General features: G+C 44.3%; 24 protein-coding genes. 6 read left to right on the top strand and 18 right to left on the bottom strand.

The window, feature by feature from the left end:
- Positions 1-292: 292 nt before the first annotated feature.
- From fliR to fliF, 14 genes are all read right to left on the bottom strand, one after another.
- The gene (gene fliR / locus EAE90_RS09415) at positions 293-1,075 is read right to left on the bottom strand and encodes a flagellar biosynthetic protein FliR (RefSeq protein ID WP_214053270.1); all 783 of its coding nucleotides are present in this window, start codon (positions 1,073-1,075) and stop codon (positions 293-295) included.
- Between the two features lie 2 nt (positions 1,076-1,077).
- The gene (gene fliQ, locus EAE90_RS09410; protein ID WP_011146199.1) at positions 1,078-1,347 is read right to left on the bottom strand and encodes a flagellar biosynthesis protein FliQ; all 270 of its coding nucleotides are present in this window, start codon (positions 1,345-1,347) and stop codon (positions 1,078-1,080) included.
- Positions 1,348-1,367: 20 nt separating this feature from the next.
- Complete coding sequence (gene fliP / locus EAE90_RS09405; protein ID WP_214053280.1) at positions 1,368-2,084, bottom strand: flagellar type III secretion system pore protein FliP; 717 nt, start codon at positions 2,082-2,084, stop codon at positions 1,368-1,370.
- Positions 2,085-2,133: 49 nt separating this feature from the next.
- Positions 2,134-2,586, bottom strand: coding sequence for a flagellar biosynthetic protein FliO (gene fliO / locus EAE90_RS09400; RefSeq protein ID WP_246550548.1), 453 nt, complete (start codon positions 2,584-2,586; stop codon positions 2,134-2,136).
- 1 nt (position 2,587) lies between these two features.
- Entirely contained in the window at positions 2,588-3,007 is a 420-nt protein-coding gene (fliN, locus tag EAE90_RS09395) for a flagellar motor switch protein FliN (protein WP_036807499.1), read from the bottom strand.
- Positions 3,000-4,004, bottom strand: a complete 1,005-nt coding sequence (fliM, locus tag EAE90_RS09390) for a flagellar motor switch protein FliM (protein ID WP_036783293.1) — start codon at positions 4,002-4,004, stop codon at positions 3,000-3,002. Before fliM ends, fliN begins: the two co-directional genes overlap by 8 nt.
- Before the next feature lie 5 nt (positions 4,005-4,009).
- On the bottom strand, positions 4,010-4,486 hold the full coding sequence (gene fliL / locus EAE90_RS09385) for a flagellar basal body-associated protein FliL (protein ID WP_036783291.1): 477 nt from the start codon (positions 4,484-4,486) through the stop codon (positions 4,010-4,012).
- 68 nt (positions 4,487-4,554) lie between these two features.
- Positions 4,555-4,710: a hypothetical protein gene (locus tag EAE90_RS09380; protein ID WP_160170027.1), complete on the bottom strand. Its 156-nt coding sequence runs from the start codon at positions 4,708-4,710 to the stop codon at positions 4,555-4,557.
- A gap of 125 nt (positions 4,711-4,835) precedes the next feature.
- Positions 4,836-6,149 carry a flagellar hook-length control protein FliK gene (locus tag EAE90_RS09375; protein ID WP_214053269.1) on the bottom strand — a complete coding sequence of 438 codons (1,314 nt, stop codon included), beginning with the start codon at positions 6,147-6,149 and terminating at the stop codon, positions 4,836-4,838.
- Positions 6,149-6,592: a flagellar export protein FliJ gene (gene fliJ, locus EAE90_RS09370; RefSeq protein WP_214053268.1), complete on the bottom strand. Its 444-nt coding sequence runs from the start codon at positions 6,590-6,592 to the stop codon at positions 6,149-6,151. Before fliJ ends, EAE90_RS09375 begins: the two co-directional genes overlap by 1 nt.
- 42 nt (positions 6,593-6,634) lie before the next feature.
- Positions 6,635-7,999 (bottom strand): flagellar protein export ATPase FliI, encoded by a 1,365-nt coding sequence (fliI, locus tag EAE90_RS09365; protein WP_036783283.1) that lies wholly within the window; start codon positions 7,997-7,999, stop codon positions 6,635-6,637.
- Entirely contained in the window at positions 7,999-8,703 is a 705-nt protein-coding gene (gene fliH / locus EAE90_RS09360; RefSeq protein WP_214053267.1) for a flagellar assembly protein FliH, read from the bottom strand. Before fliH ends, fliI begins: the two co-directional genes overlap by 1 nt.
- A complete protein-coding gene (gene fliG / locus EAE90_RS09355) occupies positions 8,696-9,688 on the bottom strand; it encodes a flagellar motor switch protein FliG (protein WP_036783277.1) in 993 nt (330 codons plus the stop codon). The genes fliH and fliG overlap by 8 nt, the downstream gene beginning before the upstream one ends.
- On the bottom strand, positions 9,685-11,388 hold the full coding sequence (gene fliF / locus EAE90_RS09350) for a flagellar basal-body MS-ring/collar protein FliF (RefSeq protein WP_036783274.1): 1,704 nt from the start codon (positions 11,386-11,388) through the stop codon (positions 9,685-9,687). Before fliF ends, fliG begins: the two co-directional genes overlap by 4 nt.
- A 285-nt stretch (positions 11,389-11,673) precedes the next feature.
- Here fliF and fliE point away from each other — a divergent pair, with 285 nt between their 5' ends.
- A complete protein-coding gene (gene fliE, locus EAE90_RS09345; protein WP_036783271.1) occupies positions 11,674-11,985 on the top strand; it encodes a flagellar hook-basal body complex protein FliE in 312 nt (103 codons plus the stop codon).
- A gap of 26 nt (positions 11,986-12,011) precedes the next feature.
- Here fliE and EAE90_RS09340 read toward each other — a convergent pair whose 3' ends face one another.
- Positions 12,012-12,215, bottom strand: a complete 204-nt coding sequence (locus EAE90_RS09340; RefSeq protein WP_422615985.1) for a helix-turn-helix domain-containing protein — start codon at positions 12,213-12,215, stop codon at positions 12,012-12,014.
- Between the two features lie 365 nt (positions 12,216-12,580).
- Here EAE90_RS09340 and EAE90_RS09335 point away from each other — a divergent pair, with 365 nt between their 5' ends.
- The gene (locus tag EAE90_RS09335; RefSeq protein WP_214053266.1) at positions 12,581-13,411 is read left to right on the top strand and encodes a DUF2829 domain-containing protein; all 831 of its coding nucleotides are present in this window, start codon (positions 12,581-12,583) and stop codon (positions 13,409-13,411) included.
- A gap of 252 nt (positions 13,412-13,663) precedes the next feature.
- Here EAE90_RS09335 and fliT read toward each other — a convergent pair whose 3' ends face one another.
- Genes fliT through fliD form a run of 3 tightly spaced genes read right to left on the bottom strand, consistent with a single transcriptional unit; the run spans position 13,664 to position 15,879 of the window.
- A complete protein-coding gene (fliT, locus tag EAE90_RS09330; RefSeq protein WP_036775506.1) occupies positions 13,664-14,041 on the bottom strand; it encodes a flagella biosynthesis regulatory protein FliT in 378 nt (125 codons plus the stop codon).
- Positions 14,041-14,451: a flagellar export chaperone FliS gene (gene fliS / locus EAE90_RS09325; protein WP_036807537.1), complete on the bottom strand. Its 411-nt coding sequence runs from the start codon at positions 14,449-14,451 to the stop codon at positions 14,041-14,043. The genes fliT and fliS overlap by 1 nt, the downstream gene beginning before the upstream one ends.
- Before the next feature lie 12 nt (positions 14,452-14,463).
- Positions 14,464-15,879: a flagellar filament capping protein FliD gene (gene fliD, locus EAE90_RS09320; RefSeq protein ID WP_214053265.1), complete on the bottom strand. Its 1,416-nt coding sequence runs from the start codon at positions 15,877-15,879 to the stop codon at positions 14,464-14,466.
- A 274-nt stretch (positions 15,880-16,153) separates the two neighbouring features.
- Between fliD and EAE90_RS09315 the strand changes: the two genes are divergently transcribed.
- From EAE90_RS09315 to EAE90_RS09300, 4 genes are all read left to right on the top strand, one after another.
- The gene (locus EAE90_RS09315; RefSeq protein ID WP_036775503.1) at positions 16,154-17,221 is read left to right on the top strand and encodes a flagellin FliC; all 1,068 of its coding nucleotides are present in this window, start codon (positions 16,154-16,156) and stop codon (positions 17,219-17,221) included.
- A 247-nt stretch (positions 17,222-17,468) separates the two neighbouring features.
- Positions 17,469-18,191, top strand: a complete 723-nt coding sequence (locus EAE90_RS09310) for an RNA polymerase sigma factor FliA (RefSeq protein WP_036775524.1) — start codon at positions 17,469-17,471, stop codon at positions 18,189-18,191.
- Positions 18,192-18,243: 52 nt separating this feature from the next.
- Entirely contained in the window at positions 18,244-18,756 is a 513-nt protein-coding gene (fliZ, locus tag EAE90_RS09305; RefSeq protein WP_011146218.1) for a flagella biosynthesis regulatory protein FliZ, read from the top strand.
- Between the two features lie 559 nt (positions 18,757-19,315).
- Positions 19,316-19,849 carry a GNAT family N-acetyltransferase gene (locus EAE90_RS09300; RefSeq protein WP_214053264.1) on the top strand — a complete coding sequence of 178 codons (534 nt, stop codon included), beginning with the start codon at positions 19,316-19,318 and terminating at the stop codon, positions 19,847-19,849.
- Positions 19,850-19,935: the final 86 nt, after the last annotated feature.

Raw genomic sequence — 19,935 nt, 5'->3', positions numbered from 1 at the left:
CGAAACAAAATAATTCCCATTGAGGAATAAAGAAGCGGCAAAAATCATCGACATCGCAGAAAATTTCAACTAACTTGTTCATAGCCTGTTCCTCCCCGGAGCTGTTTCGGCGTGCACCAAAACATTGTTCCTGGAACAGGCTTCATGTCAATTTCTTATCCAGAATTCGGGTTAATTAAAACCCGCGTTTCTTTTACTTATCGATAAGATCTTATAGCATAAAACAGTGCAATTTATATCGTATAAAATACGGATGGTTTTTTCTAGGTAAACTTTGTGTTAAAAAATATCTTTAAATAATCATTCCATTTATGATTATTGCCAGTCGATTAAATAATTCACTAAACATACGCTCGGTAAATGGCGCTAACATCGGGATTAAGAGCGTGAGTACCAATATACCGGTAGTCAGTGTTAACGGAAAACCGACCACAAAGATGGAAAGTTGTGGTGTCATCCGGTTTAAAATCCCCAATGATAAATTCAGTGTTAATAACAGCGTAATTAATGGCAGAGCCAGCATCATGCCGTTGATAAATATCATACTGGCGCTTTGTGCTAGCAGTAAAAACCCTTGAGCGTTGAGTTGCAGTGGTTGTACCGGAAGAATCTGGAATGTGTCTGCCAGAACCGATAATAGCCATAGATGACCGTCAAAAGCCAAAAATAACAGTAAAGTTAAGAGGTTAAAGATTCGTGCCAATATAGGCATATTGGGGCCGCCGGAGGGATCAAAAAAAGTAGCGAATGAGAGCCCCATTTGTAAACCAATCACTTCACCGGCATGACGCACTGCGGCAAAGGCAATTTGCATTGTCAGGCCAAGTGACGCCCCAATCAGGATTTGCTGGAGCGTCACCCAGAATGCCGCAACCGAGAAAATAGGCACTTGCGCAGGTTGCAGGTTTGGCATCAATAGCAGTGTTACCATCACTGCTAGTCCAATTTTGACTTTCTTAGGCGCCTGTTTTTCACTGAATAATGGCGCAGTACTGAACAGCGCAAGCACCCGAACCAGCGGCCAGAAAAATTCACTGACGAACTGGATCAGCATTTCACTGTTAAAAGAGATCATAATTAGCCAATTATCACAGGGATGCTGCTGTAGAGTTCACGCATGTAGTCCAGAAATAGGTTTAGCATCCAAGGTCCGGCGATAACGGTAGTGACAAATACCGCCAGAATTTTGGGAATAAATGAGAGTGTCATTTCGTTAACCTGTGTTGCCGCTTGCAACAAGCTCACAATTAAACCACATAATAAAGCCGCTAATAGCAACGGCGCAGCCAGCGCCAGCGCGACTTTCATGGCTTCTGTTCCCAATGCCATGACTGATTCAGGAGTCATAATGTTTGCCTCTTTTCAGGTCAACCGTAAAAACTTTGTGCCAGAGAACCCAGTAGTAATTGCCAGCCGTCAACCAGTACAAATAACATGAGTTTGAAGGGCAGTGAGATGGTGGCGGGGGGCACCATCATCATCCCCAATGCCATTAATACGCTGGCGACCACCAGGTCAATAATCAAAAATGGGATAAACAGCGTAAAACCAATCTGAAAAGCGGTTTTCAATTCGCTGGTGATAAATGCCGGCATTAATACTCGCATAGGAACAGAATCGGCAGTTTCAAATGGCGGCTGATCAGCAAGACGAGCAAACAGCGCTAAATCGTTTTCCCTTGTCTGACGCAACATAAATTGCCGTAATGGTTTAGCGCCATTTTCTAACGCGGTTTCCAAACTAATTTTATCTTCGCTGAAAGGCAGATACGCATCTTGATAAACTTTATCGAAAACCGGTGACATAATGAAAAACGTCATAAATAGCGCCAGCCCAAGTAAAACCTGATTAGGCGGCGCCGATGGCGTGCCTAAAGCATTCCGCAGTAAACCCAATACGATGATGATGCGGGTAAAACTGGTCATCATGAGTAAGGCTGCGGGAATAAAAGTCAGCGCGGTGATGAAAACTAACGTCTGAACTGGTAGTGACCAGCTTTGTCCGCCGTTTGCCAGCGGTTGACTGATGATGCCCGGCAACTGTGCCGCGGCATCCAGCGGTAAAATAAGCGCAGCGAGTATCATCCCCAGGCGGCATGACAATGCAAACTTATCCCTTGTCATAAAGAGAGAACTACTTTTTCTCATCATTCTTGCCTTGTCGCATCAGCGTGTTTTTTAAAATCTGACCAAACAGTGCCGGTTTTATAACTTGTCCTTCGGTGGTATTACGGTCGGATTCAGGTATTGGCATCTGATGTAATAAATTAATTTGCTGAGCAGTGACACCCAGTACCAGCCAGTTATCTTCAACTTCTACAATGACGACACGTTCACGCTGTCCCAGAGAACAACTGGCTTTGATACTCAATTGTTGCTGAGTTTTCCCTTTATTGGCAAACAGCCCCATGCGGCGTATTAGCCAAGTGAGGGTGAAGATTAACAGCAACACTCCCGCCAGTGCGCTGCTGACCTGCATCAGCGTCTGACCTGCGGGAAGTGGCGCGGATGTGGCGACTTGAGTAACCGTTTGGGTTTGCGCGGCAGGTTGTGCCGCGCCATTATGCAGAGAGGGCTGAAAAGCCATATTAACGACTCAGGCGACGCATACGTTCAGAAGGGGTGATAATATCGGTGATACGGATACCGTATTTGTCGGATACAACCACAACTTCACCCTGAGCAATCAGATATCCATTGATTAAAATATCCAACGGCTCCCCGGCAAGGCCATCAAGGGAAACTACTGAACCTTGAGATAATCTCAGTAGTTGTTTGATGGTCATTTTTGTCCGGCCTAATTCTACGGATAATTTGACCGGAATATCCAGGATCAGGTCGATATCCGATAAGTGGGCCAGTGTATCCTGAGGCTCCAGAGATTCAAATATTGCCGCGCTGCTGTCCGAGGTTTGTTGTTGCGCGGCCTGTTGTTCCAGAGCTTCTGCCCACATATCTTCGGCAGATCCGGTTGCAGCGGTATCTGTGGGTTGCTTAGCATCACTCATTGGGCTGTTCCTCATCCAGAGCATTTAAAACAGGGTTAATAAGATGTTCGACACGCAGGGCATATTGCCCGTTTAATGTTCCGTACTGACTGGTGAGCACCGGCACACCATCGACGTGAACGATCAGGCGTTCGGGTTTATCAATAGGTAAGATATCGCCCGGCTGAAGTTGCAGGATTTTTGACAGCCTCAGCGGGATATCAGCAAAGTTAGCGACCAATTCCAGTTCTGAATGCTGAACCTGTTTTACCAGACTTTCCCGCCACAGGCTGTCTTCTTGCCGCACATTGTCCAGCGGTGGATTGGTTAGACGTTCCCGTAGGGGTTCGATCATGGCAAACGGAATACAGATGTTAAATTCACCACTCAATGCACCAATTTCCACTTGGAACGGCGTTGTCACCACAATATCGTTCGGTGATGTCGTAATGTTGGTGAATTTCACCTGCATTTCAGAGCGAATATATTCCACTTCAATTTTGAAAATGGCGCTCCAGGCGTCACGATAGGAATCCAGCGCCATACGTAACATCCGGTTAATCACGCGTTGCTCAGTGTGGGTGAATTCACGGCCTTCTACTTTGGTCGGGAAACGTCCGTCCCCGCCAAACAGGTTGTCTACCGCGATGTAAACCAGGCTTGGTGCGAATGCAAACAGCGCTGTTCCTCTCAACGGTTTTAGATGAACCAGATTAAGGTTGGTCGGTACCGCCAGGTTACGGGCGAATTCATGATAAGGCTGAATTTTTATGGCGCCGACGGTAATGTCAGGACTACGGCGCAGCATGTTAAACAACCCCATCCTGAACTGACGGGCAAAGCGTTCATTAATAATTTCCAGTGCTTGCAGACGTTCCCGAATAACACGGCGTTGGGTATTGGGATCATAAGGGCGAACCTCATTTTCCCCGGACGCGGTATTTTCTGCATCGTCACTGGCGCTGTCGCCATTGAGCAGAGCATCAATCTCTGCCTGTGAAAGAATATTGTCACTCATGGTGATTATCGCAGAATAAACGTGGTAAACAGCACATCGGTGATGACCTGATCCGGCTCACCGGGCACCAAGGTTGGGAGAAGTGTTTGCTTGATGTCGTCCATCAGACGCAATTTACCGCTGTCATGAGCCAGTTCGGCCGATTTCTGGCGTGATAGCAGTAACAACATACGACTACGAACTTCCGGCAGATACTCGTGGAAACGCTGGCGAGTTTTTTCATCGGCTAAACGTAAAGTCACGCCAATGTAGAGCACTCGGTCAAAGTGATCTTCATTGTCGATCAGGTTGACGGTAAAAGGCTCCAGAGTCATAAAGACAGGGACTTCTATGGCTTTGGATGCTGTAGAATCACTCTCTTTTGCCTGCTTAAGCGCCCACCAACTGTATCCCCCGATGGCGGCGCCAATAACGGCAATCAGTACTAACAGTATCATCCCAAATGGGTTTTTGCGTTTATGCTCGTAGCTATAGTCAGACATGGACAGACAAGTTCCTGTTTTTGTTGCGGATAAGCGCCCTCGCGTTCCGTGGCGGACTGACTTATCCATCAATATCGATGATCATTATCCCGCGTATTTCCGTAGGCAATAGCTGGAACAAACGGGGAAAAAACTACTAACTCGTTCGTTTGTTGTGAATCTGGTTTATACCCGTTATCTTTCAAGTTGCTGTTTTGTCGGCTGCTTTCACTTACCTCAGCCATTTAGTCACCCAGTAACATAGTTATTGATGCTGCTGGGGATTCGTTCACTTGCCGCCATGCTGCAACTTGAAATTTATTGGATCTTGAAACCTATTGGATATAGTTCGTACAAATACTTTCCACTATCAGGCGAAAATATCCACACCTCCCCGAACCGATGCCAGTTGATGAGGGGTTAAACGTACGGTGGATTCAATGGCGGAATGGGTTTCTGAGGCGGTATCAGCATTGCGGCTTGCGGTTCCGCCTGAATGTTGTGAATCAGAGCGTTGTTCTTGTTGCCACGGACTGGCGTTGTCACTGCTGACACTGCTTTGGGTCAGTTGAATACCACTTTCTGCCAGTGCGTGGCGAAGTCCAGGTAATGCGGCTTCCAGTGCCGCCCGGACATGGCTGTGAGCCGATGCCAGATGTAATTGCGCTTGATTATCTTCAACCGACATACGGATTTGCAAGGCGCCTAGCTCCTGTGGATGCAGGCGCAACTCTGCCTGTTGCAGGCCGTTGCGGTTAAATAAAATAATTTGCTGGTTTAATTGCTGTTGCCACTCTTCACTACCCAACTGGACATTCAGTAAGGGGGTAGAGGCACTGGATAACTGAAACTGGGCTGTTTGGTTGTGTCCTGCGGAGAGCAGGGGAGAGGTTGTTACAGTGGCGATTTGCTGATTTTCAGTGGCGGTTGGTGCGTGCTGGATCTCAGCTTGAGCGGTGGTCTGAATCAGTGCGGATTCGCGTAGATGATTTTGCGTTGCACTTTCAGGTTGAATACCGTGTTGAATAGCTGCTGAGGCAAGCTTGGGTTTTACTGGCGAATGTTGCACCAGTCCATTTTCAGGTTTGGCTTTAAGAAGCATTTCCGCTTTTTCTGCTTCCTGTTTTAGCTGTTCTGGAATCGCTGTCAGAGGGTTTTCCTCAGTCGATAATCCCGTAGCGACTAATTCGTTAGCGCTAATTTGACGGTTTTTATCATTATGTTTGATGAGCCCGTCAGGTTGGAGGCCACTTTTCGAGTTTTCAGGTTTGATAGCTAACCCGGATAATTGTATGGGTAAACTTGCCGCCAGTTCTTCTGCTGACATAAGTTTCTCATCAATGGAAACCGGTTGTTTGTTTGCATCGGCTTTTACATCAAGGGGAATCTGCGAGGAGGTAATAGACTCCGTTGGTATTTCATGTGGAATAGATGGTTCATTGGAAATAGATAGTTCGTTGGAGATAGATAATAGTGGCGACAAACCGTTGTCTGTATCATCTGTAATCTCTTCTTCTTTGGATGACATTTTTTCTGATTTGACCCCGCCTTTTTGCGCCAGTTCGGTTTCCAGATTAAGAAACTGAGCAAAAGCCGAAAGCTGATCGGCATCAGTAAGTGAATCACTACGAGTTGGCTGATTTTCTGTCGGTTTCAGGTCGGCAGGCAAAAGAGTGAGATTCATTATTTATTTCTCCATTGTGCGCTACGTTGGGCATACTCATCCATCTGTTTCTGCTCCGTTCTGTTCTGATGTAATCTTCGGTTGTTATCTGCCCGTTGTTGCAAAGTATCGAAGGCGTTGAGGCGCCGCTGTTTTTCCCGCCACTGTGATAAAGCTGTATCAAGCCGCTGTTGCCATTGATTGAGCTGCAATTTGTGCTGTTCAATCGCTTTTTCCAGCGTTTTCATGAATTGCTGATAATTTTGCCAAGTGGTGCATGGCATACCATTACTCAATGTGTCATTCAGTCGCTCCCGGTATTCATCCTGATAGCCCATCAATGTCGCGAGTTGTTGCTCCATTTGCTGATGGTTCTGACGAACTTGTGCCAGGTGAGTGGCGGCTTTTTCCACTGCATTTTGTGCAAGGTCACGCAAGGTCATGAGAGGTGATTGTTGCTGCATCTTATTCCTCGCTTTAATGGCAACACCCAGAAAATCGTTACGTTACGTAGGTAACAACTGTTGTAATTGAATGCAGGCAGCTTCATATTCACTGCGTTCTTCAATATCTTGCTGTAGAAATTGGGCCATGTAGGGATAGAGCTCAATGGCTTTATCCAATAGCGGATCACTGCCTGCCGCGTAAGCGCCGACGTTAATCAGATCACGGTTACGTTGATAGCTTGCGAGTAGTTGCTTGAACTGCTGTACCCGCCGGTAGTGCTGCTTATCAATGAGTGAGGTCATCGCGCGACTGATAGAGGCTTCAATATCAATGGCCGGGTAATGCCCTGATTCTGCCAGCGAACGGGAGAGGACAATGTGACCATCCAGAATTGCTCGGGCAGCATCGGCTATCGGGTCTTGTTGGTCATCACCTTCGGTGAGTACGGTGTAGAACGCGGTAATCGAACCGCCGCCATTCACCCCATTTCCTGCACGTTCCACAAGCGCAGGCAGTTTGGCGAAAACCGAAGGCGGATAACCTTTGGTTGCCGGAGGTTCGCCGATTGCCAGGGCAATTTCACGTTGCGCCATACTGTAACGGGTCAATGAATCCATAATCAGTAATACATGTTTACCTCGATCACGAAAATCTTCGGCGATACGGGTGGCGTAGGAGGCGCCTTGCATGCGCAACAGCGGCGAGATATCGGCGGGTGCGGCGACAACCACTGAGCGAGCTAAGCCAGCGGCGCCAAGGATGTTTTCAATAAAGTCTTTAACTTCTCGGCCACGTTCACCGATCAAGCCGACGACAATCACATCAGCTTGTGTATAACGCGCCATCATGCCAAGCAGGACACTTTTACCTACCCCGGAACCGGCAAACAACCCCATACGTTGCCCGCGGCCTACAGTCAGCAGGGCATTAATCGCCCGCACGCCGACATCCAACACATCACTGATTGGCGTACGTTGCAGAGGATTGATTGGCGGTGTGGTGAGTGGGGCGCGATAGCCGGTATCTGGCGAAGGAAACCCATCCAGTGGACGACCGGCGCCATCCAAAACTCGTCCTAACAGTTCCGGGCCAAGGGGTAACTGGCGCCCACTGCCACAATCTTCACTGTATGGGCGGGCGTATACCCGGGCGCCGGGTACAATGCCTTCCAGATCTTCCAGTGGCATGAGAAGAAGTTTTTCGCCATTAAAACCGACAACTTCACTTTCAACTTCTTCAATATTGCTGCCATTTTGTCGCTCGATCAGACAGGTTGCCCCCAGAGGCAGATGTAAACCTGTCGCTTCCATAACCAGCCCAGTCGCTCTGGTCAGACGTCCATAACGACGAACCGGCGAGGTTTTCGCTAATTTCTTCTCAAAAGCATCCAGTGTCGCCAGCCAGCGCCCGAGTCTTGCTGTCATTACAATTCCCCCGGCGCGGCCAGTCGGCATAATTCATGCCAGCGGGTTGCCAGACTGGCATCTAAATCGCCTTCCTCTGCGCTGATTTTACAACCGCCAGGATGTAGCTTGTTATCTGCCAGTAAGCGCCAACCGTGTAGTGATAGCGTATTGCCTAGCTGTTGTTCAACCATTGGCATATCTTGTGGGTGAACCCGCAATTGGGGTTTACCGCTCAACATCGGTTCCTGTTGAATAAATTCACGGATCTGATTGAGCAGGGCAGTGCCATCACAGATCGCGGGCTGACCTAAGATCTGCTTTGCGGCGGTCAGTGCTAGTTGCATCAAGCGGGAGGCAATGATCGTGTCCAGTCCTTCCAGTGAATGTTGGAAATCCGCTAGCAGATTTTGCCACTGCTCGGTGATAGGTTGCTGTTGCTGAATAGCCTCTTTTCGTCCCTGTTCCAAACCGGCTTCTAAGCCGACCTGATAGCCTTTTTCATAACCTTGTGCTTGACCTTCGGTAAATCCCTGTTCATGGCCTGCTTGTCGGGCCTGCTCTTTCAGGTTATCCAGCATTGCCGCCTGTTCAAGGATTTCATTACGCTCCGAGTCTTCTTGCGAGTCATCAACGGGCTCTGGTTTGGCCCGTAGTTTTTCCCACTGTGTGAGTTCGTTTGGTTTCCAGGGTTGCCAGTCAGCATGGTTTAACTTATCAGACATAGCTATCGTCGCCACCATTCAGGATAATCTCGCCGCTTTCTGCCAGACGACGAACAATAAGCAGAATCGCTTTCTGTTCGCTCTCCACTTGCGACATCCGCACCGGACCACGGTTTGCCAGGTCATCGCGCATAATCTCTGCGGCACGTTGAGACATATTGTTGAGGAAATGATCACGCAGTTGCTGGTTGCAGCCTTTCAGCGCAATGAGCAGGGAATCCGTGGTGATTTCCTGCAACAGACGCTGGATACTGCGGTCATCCACATCGATAAGATTTTCGAACAGGAACATTTCATCGATGATTTTTTGTGCCAGCTCATTATCGTAGGCACGCATGGCTTCGATAACATTCTCTTCTTGCTGACTTTTCATCAGGTTGATAATTTCAGCCGCAGTACGAATACCGCCCATTTTGCTGCGCTTGAGATTCTGGCCGTCCAACAGGTTATTGAGTACTTCTGTCAGTTCAGCCAGTGCCGCCGGTTGTACGCCACCGAAAGTGGCAATACGTAGCATGATGTCGTTGCGTAATTTGTCATCAAACAGCGCCAGGATATCGGCTGCCTGTCCGCGATTTAAGTGAACCAGAATGGTGGCGATAATCTGTGGATGCTCTTCACGGATCATATCGGCTGCCATTTGAGGCTCCATAAAGTTGAGAGTCTCAATACCAGTGGTGGTTTCACGGGATTCGAGAATATCCTCAAGCAGACTGGAAGCGCGTTCTTCACCTAGCGCTTTAATTAACACTGAACGCAAATAGTCACTGGCGTTGATACTCAGGGCCGCATACTGGCCGGCATCTTCTTCAAACTCTGCCAATACATCCACCAGTTGCTGGTTAGAGATTTGGCGCATGCCTGCCATTGTGATACTGAGTTGCTGGACTTCCCTGGAGTTCAGGTGTTTAAACACCTCGGCCGCCTGATCTTCTCCCAGGGTCATTAACATGACGGCGCTTTTTTCTGTTCCGTTCAGGCTCATTGTTCGTTACTCATCCATTGACGGATCACCAGCGCCACTACGCGAGGATCTTTTTCTGCCAGCTCGCGAATGCGTTGGCTTTGAATTTCAGCACTGACTCGTTGACGTGTCAGTTTCTGGCGCGTTTTTTCATCCATTTCCGCACTAGATTCAGTCACTTGTCTCTTCTGAACTTTTTGTGCTTCGAGGGCGGCTTTTTCTGCGGCGCGTTTTTTGGCAAGTTGAGGAACCACCATTTTGCGCCACAGCAGCCATGCCACCAGAATCAATAGCAGGTAGCGGCCAAAATCGAAGGCTTTTTCTAACAGAACCGGGTTCTGCCAGACAGGAATAACCTCGATATTTTCTTTGCTTTCAGTAAATGGCGTGTTAACCACATTCAAACTGTCGCCACGCTCTTTAGAAAAGCCCATCGCTTCTCTGGTCAGCGCTTCTATTTTTGCCAATTGCTCAGGGGTTAGCGCCTGAGTTTCCGGGCCGTTTTTGCCTTCTACCGTGACATAATTGACGACAACGGCGACGGATAAGCGTTCAACACCGCCGGCTTGCTGTTGCACATGACGAATAGTCCGGTCCACTTCATAGTTTGTGGTTTCGTCACGGCGGTTATTGCGATTATTGTTCACCATGCGCTCATTACTGTTACCGGCGGATGATGTTTTCTTATCGCTCTTGTCGCTTTTATTGTTCTCTTTGGCATTCGGTTTATCAATCGGCGCACTCGGCGGCGGGCTAGGTTGATTGGAAAGCGCACCGGGAATACCGCCAACCTGAGGGCCGCCGCTCTGCTCGCTTTCACTCAACTGTTTTGAGCGAACCGCAGCCTGATTAGGGGGTTGATTAGGCTTATATTCTTCCGCCGTCTCTTCACGGCGTGAAAAATCCACCTGTGCCGTCACTTGTGCGTGAACGTTACCACGACCGACAACCGGGGTTAGAATCGCTTCGATACGATGCTGGAAACGATTTTCCACTTCCTGAATGTATTTCAGTTGACTGGTATTGAGATCGCGCCCGGTTGCATCGGCTTGGGTCAATAGACGTCCGGTCTGATCAACGATGGTGACATTGCCCGGTGGTAAGCCAGCGACACTGCTGGAAACCATATGGACGATGGCGTTTATCTGGCCTTCATCCAGAGTACGGCCTTGCAGTAATCCGACAGTAACGGAAGCTGAGGGCGATTTCTGTTCACGGACAAACAGCGAGGGTTTGGGAAGTGCTAAGTGAACACGGGCATTTTGCACCGGCCCCAACGATTCAATGGTGCGTGACAGTTCACCTTCCAATGCCCTTTGGTAGTTAACTTGCTCACTAAATTGGCTGATGCCAAACTTTTCTTTATCGAGTAGTTCGAATCCAGCAGCTCCACCCTTAGGCAACCCTTGTTGTGCCAATCTTAGCCGTGTCTCATGCACCTGTTCGGCAGGGATCATGATCGCAGCGCCATTTTCGGCAAAACGGTAAGGGATATTTAATTGGGTTAATTGGGTGACAATATCGCCACCATCTTTATCGCTCAGATTACTGTAAAGCACCCGATAATCGGGGCTGCGTAACCACAGGAAAAGGGCAATGACAATCGCAACGGCTGCGCTGCCGGCAACTAATAATGGCACTTTAGGATCAGCTTTTATCTGGTTAATGATAGCACTGAAACCTTTAGTTTGATTTTCAACGTCGGTTGTTGCGGCACTCATAGACGATCCTTGCCTTGCTGTTCAACATGAATACTAAAAGCGTGGCGTAACAAAACAGACTCCCCATACGCAAGCGAAAAAATTCTTCCTATTTTCAGTTTTGTCATTATTCGCTGTTCACTCATCTTTTAATGGCACAATAAGCCCTGACTTTTTACTTTAATTACCCGCTTTAGATCGAGAGGGCTATGTTAGGGTGGCAGTCTAAAAATATGCCGTATATTACCTTGGGTTAATATGGCATTGAATTGCGTAGGGTATAGGGTGGTTTAACACGAGGTTTTTATGTCAATTCAGGCAATTGAAGGCGTGCTGCAACAAATGCAAGCTCAGGCATTACAGGCAGCCAGTATCGCAAAACCAATACCGTTGCAGAGCGGATTTGCCAGTCAACTGATGGCGGCTGTGGGTAAAATCAATCAAACACGTTTGAATGCCACAAAGCAAACTCAGGATTTTACCCTGGGTGTACCCGGTGTTGAATTGAATGATGTGATGGTGGAGATGCAGAAATCCAGTATCGCTTTGCAAATGGGCGTCCAGGTAAGAAATAAGTTGGTGGCTTCTTATCAGGAGATTATGAATATGCAGGTGTAGGTATATTAAGCTATTGATGTCTATCGCTAATAAGAGAGATCGCGAGTGTCGTGGATAAATTCCGCGGCGCTGCAAACAGGATGTTCCATCGGTTTTATTTCTAGTCTTTTGTGTTGAGAGGCAATCCATAGCTCATACTGAGATTGCATTTCTGTCCACATTTCAGCGCTGCCCATTTTGTTATAATCAGCCCCTTTTAGCGGATGAAGTTTCCAACTCGGAGCGTTCATATCATCTGGTTTTTTAGCCGTGTTTATTGCGGTTAACTGAATTTGCAACTTTACCGTATGTTTTGGTTGAATGCTTGTTGTAGTTAGCGATTTAATTAAGTGTTGTAAAACTCATAGTCAATAAAATATTTAAGGTGTCACGGTCTCGAATAATAACTTTCAACTCTAATTTCTGAGATTAACTTTAACTTATTGATAAGTATCAAAAAACGATAAGGAGAATGAGCGGTATATCCTGTTATAATTGAATCTTAGTTTTATGCCGGTTGCATTAATTCATAAAAATTTACTGAATGTTTAATAATAGATTAAAGGTTAAATCATGTGGTTTAATTTTTAATTATTTATAGATATAAGGAAATAATATGTCTGAAGTTATGAAACCTGAAAATGAATGTCCGTTTGATCCTAAGCAATATGAATGTCATAGTGTTGTCGCTCCGGTTGGTTCTTTTTCTTGGGCTTTGATTCAATTAAAACTACGCAAACTTGTCGCTCGTTCTGTTTGGCGCGATAAAAAGATGTATTTGGCTATTGTTCCTCGTGTGAATGATTTAACAGTGGAAGAAGGCAGTGCTTACGCTGTTGATGGTGTCGCCGTTGGCACTAAATATGATTATTTGACGCATATTGATCTACGCAATGAGCACGGTAACTTTGTACCGTGGCAGCCAACGCAAGAAGATATGATGGCTTGTGATTGGAATTTTTTTGAAGATAAGGTAAAGCTTGAACCAGAGTCAGATGATATGTTGGTTTTCGATCTTAAATCAGAGTTTGGCGAAAAAGCTGGATATTATGGATATTTGAGTGAAAATAAAATAAGTGACTCTAATGCCGCTCCCATAGGCACTTTATCTATTACCCAAAATAAGACAGATATTAAAAATATTTTAATATTCCATACTGTTGAAAATCCAGGTTATATTCATTTTTCTGTATCCTTTGATGAAGTTAATTCTCAAAAGGTGAAAGAATTATTTAAGAAAAATCTTTATGTCAAAGTTGACAATATAACCTATAATCTTGGAACAAGCCCAGAATGGAGTACAGATATAACAAATTCCACATCCGGTGTTTTATATAACAATGACCCGCCCAATAATCCACATAAAGTGGATACTGAAAAACTAGGCGGAATTATAAAGCAAACAGGTGTAACTAAGCGTTTTTACTTAAGTTGGAGTGATGCATAAGAATAAATAATTCAAATCTACACCCTAAATTCAAGGCTGCGCTCCTGCGTGGTCTTTTTATTTTTCACAATCAACTTAAATCACAGAGCTACATATAACAGCTTATTAATACCTATTAGTTACGATGGGGGGAATGTGAAGGGCAATCCTGATTTGTAGATCGGAATACTACAAGGTTTTAAAGACATCCTAAACTAAGCTCACAAAACAGGTAAATAATGGTGATGAGAGTACATCACCTTTATTTCTCAATTACTTTTGTTCCGTAGAATTCATAAGGGTATTATGATAGGGTTCGACAGGGAATTGGCCGTAGCTATCATTTAATAATTGCTGTTGGCTTGTTTGTTTGATGAGTTTACTTAATTCATCAAGTCTTTTCTGTAGTAGTTTTTTAATCTCATTTTCATTATCTAAAATTGTCTGCAAAATGTTGGTCATTTTTTGCTGTAACGAAAGAGAAGTCGTCGATGATATTGAAGAGTGGCTGATCACTTCTACTGCTTTAAGGTAGGTGATTTCCATATCAACAAGTTCATCCCATTTTTCATTTTTAGCTAAATTAAGCATTTGCTCACTTAAACTTAGGATCTGTTGGTAAGCTGACAAAAGATCCATTTTATTATCCATTAAACAATATCCTGACTGGCGTTGTAATGAGGGCCAATTTGCCGCCAAGCGTCTGAAATCTCGGTGAGTAACTTTATTACTTCGGTAATGGCTGGCTCATCATTGCGTAAATTAGCGTGGAGTAAACGTTGGGTCATATAGTCGTAAAGGGAGGCTAGATTGTGTGCCAGCTCTCCACCTTTTTCATTATCTAACCCTTGTTTGAGGCCATTATCGATGATATTGATCGCTTTGGAAATAGCTGCGCCTTTTTCCGCGATATTACCTTGTTCCATCAGAATAATTGCTCGACGCAGGGCGCTAAGCGCCCCGTTGAACAAAATCTGAATCAACTGATAGGGAGAGGCGTTCATAATTTCGCTCTCCATATCTATCTGGGCATATAATTGACTTGCCGAACGTTGATACATAATTTCCTTTAATTATCTCATTTGCTGTAATAGGAAGTTACTGGTATTTCCCAAGGAAGAGACCATTTTATCCAGTTGTGAAAATTGGCGTTTATAACGTTCAATCTTTTGGTTAATATTCTCTTTCGTTCTGTCTACTTGTTTCTCAAGGGTTTTTAGACGCTTGTTAATACCATTAGTCGCGGTAACTAAGGTACCTTCATGGCTATCCAGAGCATCTTTTAATAGCTTATGTGTCTGAGTGGCAAAACCCGTTTCTTTACCGTCACCCATAAAGAACGCTTTCACATTAGCCGGTTTTTCTTTTAGATTTTTTTCCAGTTTTTCGTTATCAATTTCCAGCTTACCGTCAGGCTTTTGTTTAATGCCCAGCTTATTCAGGGTTGGAATATCATTAGCCGCCTGAGAGCTGAAAATCTGGCTTCTTAGCTGGCTTTGTATTCCGCGTAATGTACTGTCACCTAATAAAGCGCCATTATCTTTCGACGGTTCTTCACCCTGTTTTACTGGCTTAAATTTGGTCAGTGAATCAAATGTCGTTTGTAATTCATTATAAGCATCAACCCATTTTTTAATCGCCTCTTTCATCGGCTCAATATCACGGGATATGACCAGTATTTCTGGCTTATGTTCCCCTGGTTTATCTTTATCCTCAGTCGTTTTTTTCAGATCTAGCTTAACGCCTTCTGGCGCATCGGTAATATGGTTTGTCTGACGTTCAATTGGGATTTTATTAACTGTTAAGAGTGCATTCTTAGCTTCGACGGTTTGAGTGAGTTTACTCGTTGTACCCGGATAGTTTAGAAACTCGCTAAGTTTGTTATCACCTTCAACAGTGATGGTCATCACCGATTCAGTGCCTGCTTTTTTGGCCGTCAGCACTAAATAGTTTTCGCCATCTTTGGCCTTAATAATATTGGCGCTGACATTACCTTCCTGTTTCTCAATCGCATCACGAATCTCAATGATGGATGTTTGTTCGTCTGTCAGCTCGATTTTCATCGGCTTTTTTTCACCAGGCTGAGTAATAGTGATTGTCCGGGTTTTACCTTCGCCCAAAGATTCACCCATATGCTCTTTGATATTATTAACCTTTTCTGTCCGTAATGATTGTGCCTGTGCCAATTGTTTAACTTCAATACTGTAGTTACCAGGGCTGGCTTTAGAATCAGTACTGGCAACGAATGCATCATGTTTTTCGCTGGCAGTGGTTGTGTTAAGTTTATCGAATTTTTTCAGTGATTCAGACGCGGTTTCTAGTTTTTCCAAGCCACTTTTTAATGTACCAAAAGCGGTTAGCTTACCTTTATAACTGGTTTGTTGCTGTGTCAGTGGTACTAAACGTTTTTGTTCTGCTGCATGAAGCTCATTCAATTTAGAGGTTAGATCTAGCCCCGACCCGGCGCCTAATGAAGAAATACCAGCCATTTATTGACTCCTTTATTAGTAAAGCTTTATTGAACCGGTTATCGGTAAGTTTTTGGAAAAGTTTACTAATAAAAATAATTTTTCTATGGTAGGAATAGTCGTGAAGAACCGACGCTGTTTGGCTTATCAGGGCAACGTGATAAAAAAGAAAAAGTTTTTTCAAGAAAAATTAAAGGTTCTTTGAGGGGCGCCGATAAAACTGTTGGCGGTGATGAACACCGTGGGTAAACCCCAAACTTATATATCGACTTGATTTTAAAAAGGAACTCTAACTATGGCACAAGTCATCGGAACTAACATCCTCTCCCAGCTGACTCAGAATAACCTGAATAGATCCCAGGGTACTTTGGGTAGCGCTATTGAGCGTCTGTCTTCTGGCCTGCGTATCAACAGCGCGAAGGATGACGCGGCTGGTCAAGCGATCGCTAACCGTTTCACTGCAAATGTTAGAGGTTTGACTCAGGCAGCACGTAACGCTAACGACGGTATCTCTATTGCACAGACTACCGAAGGTGCGCTGAACGAAATTAACACCAACTTACAACGTATTCGTGAACTGGCTGTTCAGGCGACAAACGAAACCAACTCTGCGAGTGATACCAAATCTATCCAGGAAGAAGTTACTGAACGTTTAAAGGAAATTGATCGTATTTCTAAACAGACTCAATTTAACGGTGTTCATGTTCTAAGTGAAAAGAACGAAATGACTATTCAGGTTGGTGCTAACGATAACGAAGTTATCGAAATTAATCTGGAAAAAATTGACAGCGAGATTCTGGGACTGAATAAATTCACTGTTTCTAAGGAAGTTCCACACGGAGAAGTAATTACACAGGTTGACGATGGTGCAGGTGGGAAGAAAAACATCGATCATACTGCCGACGCTAAAGTTAAGGACCTGAAAAATGTAGAATTCTATAAAGCCGTTAATGAAAAAGGTGAAGTTGATCCTGGCAATTATGTTGTCAAAGGTACTGACGAAACAGATGGCAAAGTAAAATATTTCAAAGCCACTATTACTAAAGAGGGTAAATTAACAGCAGGTGATGACATCACTGCCAAAGCATCAGAAAAGCCTCTGGAAACTTTAGACAAGGCTCTGGCAAAAGTTGACAGCCTGCGCAGTTCTTTGGGTGCTATCCAGAACCGTCTGGAATCTACCGTTAACAACCTGAACAACACCGTTAACAACTTGAGCGCAGCTCGTAGCCGTATCGAAGATGCTGACTACGCGACCGAAGTGTCTAATATGAGCCGTGGTCAAATTCTGCAACAAGCGGGTACTGCGGTTCTGGCTCAGGCTAACCAAGTGCCTCAGAATGTAATGTCTCTGCTGCGTTAATCGTTCAGTTAGGGCAATATGTGAACCTGATTCACATAAAAATCCAAATAAAATCAAGGATCGGCTCGCCGGTCCTTCTTTTTTAGGAGTTTATCAGGAACAGCCTAAAATTTGTGATACTATTAGGCAGACAATAAATTTCGCATAGGTGAAAAAGAAGTGTTTTTACTACATTGTTCAAACGATTGCCCTTGTTAGGGGATTGGATAATGATGGTTAGTCTCTTTTTCCAAAGGTGTCTGTTGTTGTGAGCGATTTGTATACCGCCGAAGGCGTGATGGACAAAAACAGCCTCTGGAAGCGCTACGTACCATTAGTTCGCCATGAAGCGTTAAGGCTACAAGTTAGGTTACCCGCGTGTGTGGAGCTGGATGATCTACTTCAGGCCGGGGGAATCGGCTTACTAAATGCGGTGGAACGTTTTGATTCCTTACAAGGAACCGCGTTTACCACTTATGCGGTACAACGCATCAGAGGTGCAATGTTGGATGAGTTAAGGAGCCGTGATTGGGCTCCGCGTAGCGTGCGCCGTAATGCGCGCGAAGTGACGCAAATCATCCGTAAACTTGAGCAAGACTTAGGCCGTCCAGCCAGTGAGCAGGAAGTTGCTAAAGAATTAAAGATTGATCTGGTAGAATATCGGCAGATACTGTTAGATACGAATAACAGTCAGTTGTTTTCGTATGACGAATGGCATGAAATTCATGGTGAAAGCTGTGAACCTGTCATTGAAGAGGGGCATGAAACTAATCCCTTACAACAATTGCTGGAGAGTGACGTTCGTCAACGGGTAATTGAAGCTATTGATTCGTTACCTGAACGAGAAAAAATGGTTCTGACGCTGTATTATCAGGAAGAACTTAATCTGAAAGAGATTGGCGCAGTACTTGAAGTCGGGGAGTCCCGTATAAGTCAGCTACACAGCCAGGCGATTAAACGCTTGCGGGCACGCTTAAATCCGGAAAAGTAACTTTTTTGCTTATTTGTTTTTTGTTTAAGACTACACACAGGGCTTATCTCTTATGTCTGTTACAACACAAAAGAAACGGCCGCTCAGCCGTTACATTAAAGACTACAAGCATAGTCAAACTCATTGCTTGCATTGTCACAAAGCTCTTGACCGTATCTCATTGGTTTTTAATGGCCAAGTGATCAACAAAGAGTCCATCTCCGAGATGACGGAGTTGATTGATGACAAGACCTGGGATGAGCTGCAAGATAAATTTGTCGCGTTATGTCGTTTTTGCAGTGAGATTTATTGCAATAGCGAGACAGATTATTTTGACATCATGTCGTTCAAACAGTACCTGTTTGAACAGACTGAAATGAGTCATAGTACTGTTCGTGAGTATGTGGTTCGTTTACGACGTTTGGATGAATTGCTCACTTCAAGCAATTACCCTGTAAAAGAGTTCACAACAGAGAAAATTCAGGAAAAACTGAGTGAAAAGCTGTCACAGTCGGCATTCAGTAACTACAACATTGCTTTGCGCAAGTATGAACAGTATTTGAGCTGGCAACAGGGCGGTCACTAAGCTGGAAATATAAACAGCAAAGAGATGATTAATTTTGGGGGAACACATTTTGGTGTGTTCCCCTCGGATCGTTGCTGACAAAGGTCGTTAAAAATAACGGGGTTTGTTTTTTCATGATGAATCATGAGCCAACTCATTTTCCTCATTAATCCGGTTTAATCGCCCACTGGGGTGTGTAGAAGAATTTATATGTTGGGTAAATAAAAGGAAGTATCATCTCGATCGGAGAATATCTGCATACTTTTTATTTTTCAGACATGAAAATAAAAACTACACTTAGTTTCTAATAACAGCGACGATAATAGGCTTAATTGTTTGTTTATATGGGATAGTGAATTACCTGTTTATTACAGGATTTTTTTTCTGTTATTTCAATTAATTAAAAATACATAAGTGATGAAATCAATTTTTTAAATATCGCGATAGGTACCAATTTCTTTCACCTCATTATTTTTTCAATCGCCTCACCACTAATTATCGCAATATCATTCGAAATCTTATTGATTTTTGTATGTAGTAATATATGGTATATGCTAATTTCATTAATATGGTATTCGCTATGGAAAAAGAGGCATTTATTTTTAGAGAAGTTAACGTAGAAGACGCGAACAATCTCATTGTTTTTTTTAATGATTTGGATAACACATCGGAATTTATGTTGCTTGAGCCGGGAGAAAGAAAAACCAGTGTTGAAGAACAGGAGGATATAATAAAAGGATTTGGAAAAGACAGGCAGATGTTAATATGCAAAGATAACAAAAACATTGTTGGATTTATTGTTATCTCTAGAGGAGTATTCAATAGAAACAGGCATTTGGGTTCTATTGCTCTTGGAGTAAAAAAGGAGTATAGAAACAAAGGCATAGCGAGAACCCTAATCGACAAAGCACAAGATTGGTCACGGAAAAATGGAATTAGCAGACTTGAATTAACCGTTGCAATAAAAAACACATTGGCAATGAAGCGGTATTTGTCATCAGGTTTTATTTTTTCTGGTATCAGAACTGGCTCACTATTTATAAATGGTGAACTGATAGATGAATACTATATGACTAAAGAAATAATGACTAAAGAAATATCTGATGGAAATTGATGTAAATGATTACGCTATTTCAATGGGCATTAACAGAGTTTTGAGGTTGATTGTTAATCTAAGGGGAACACCTTTTTGATGAGTTC

The sequence above is a fragment of the Photorhabdus caribbeanensis genome, assembly GCF_018448885.1.
Taxonomy (GTDB): domain Bacteria; phylum Pseudomonadota; class Gammaproteobacteria; order Enterobacterales; family Enterobacteriaceae; genus Photorhabdus; species Photorhabdus caribbeanensis.
Note: the sequence above shows the minus strand (reverse complement) of the source record. Positions and strands in the feature narration are given on the sequence as shown.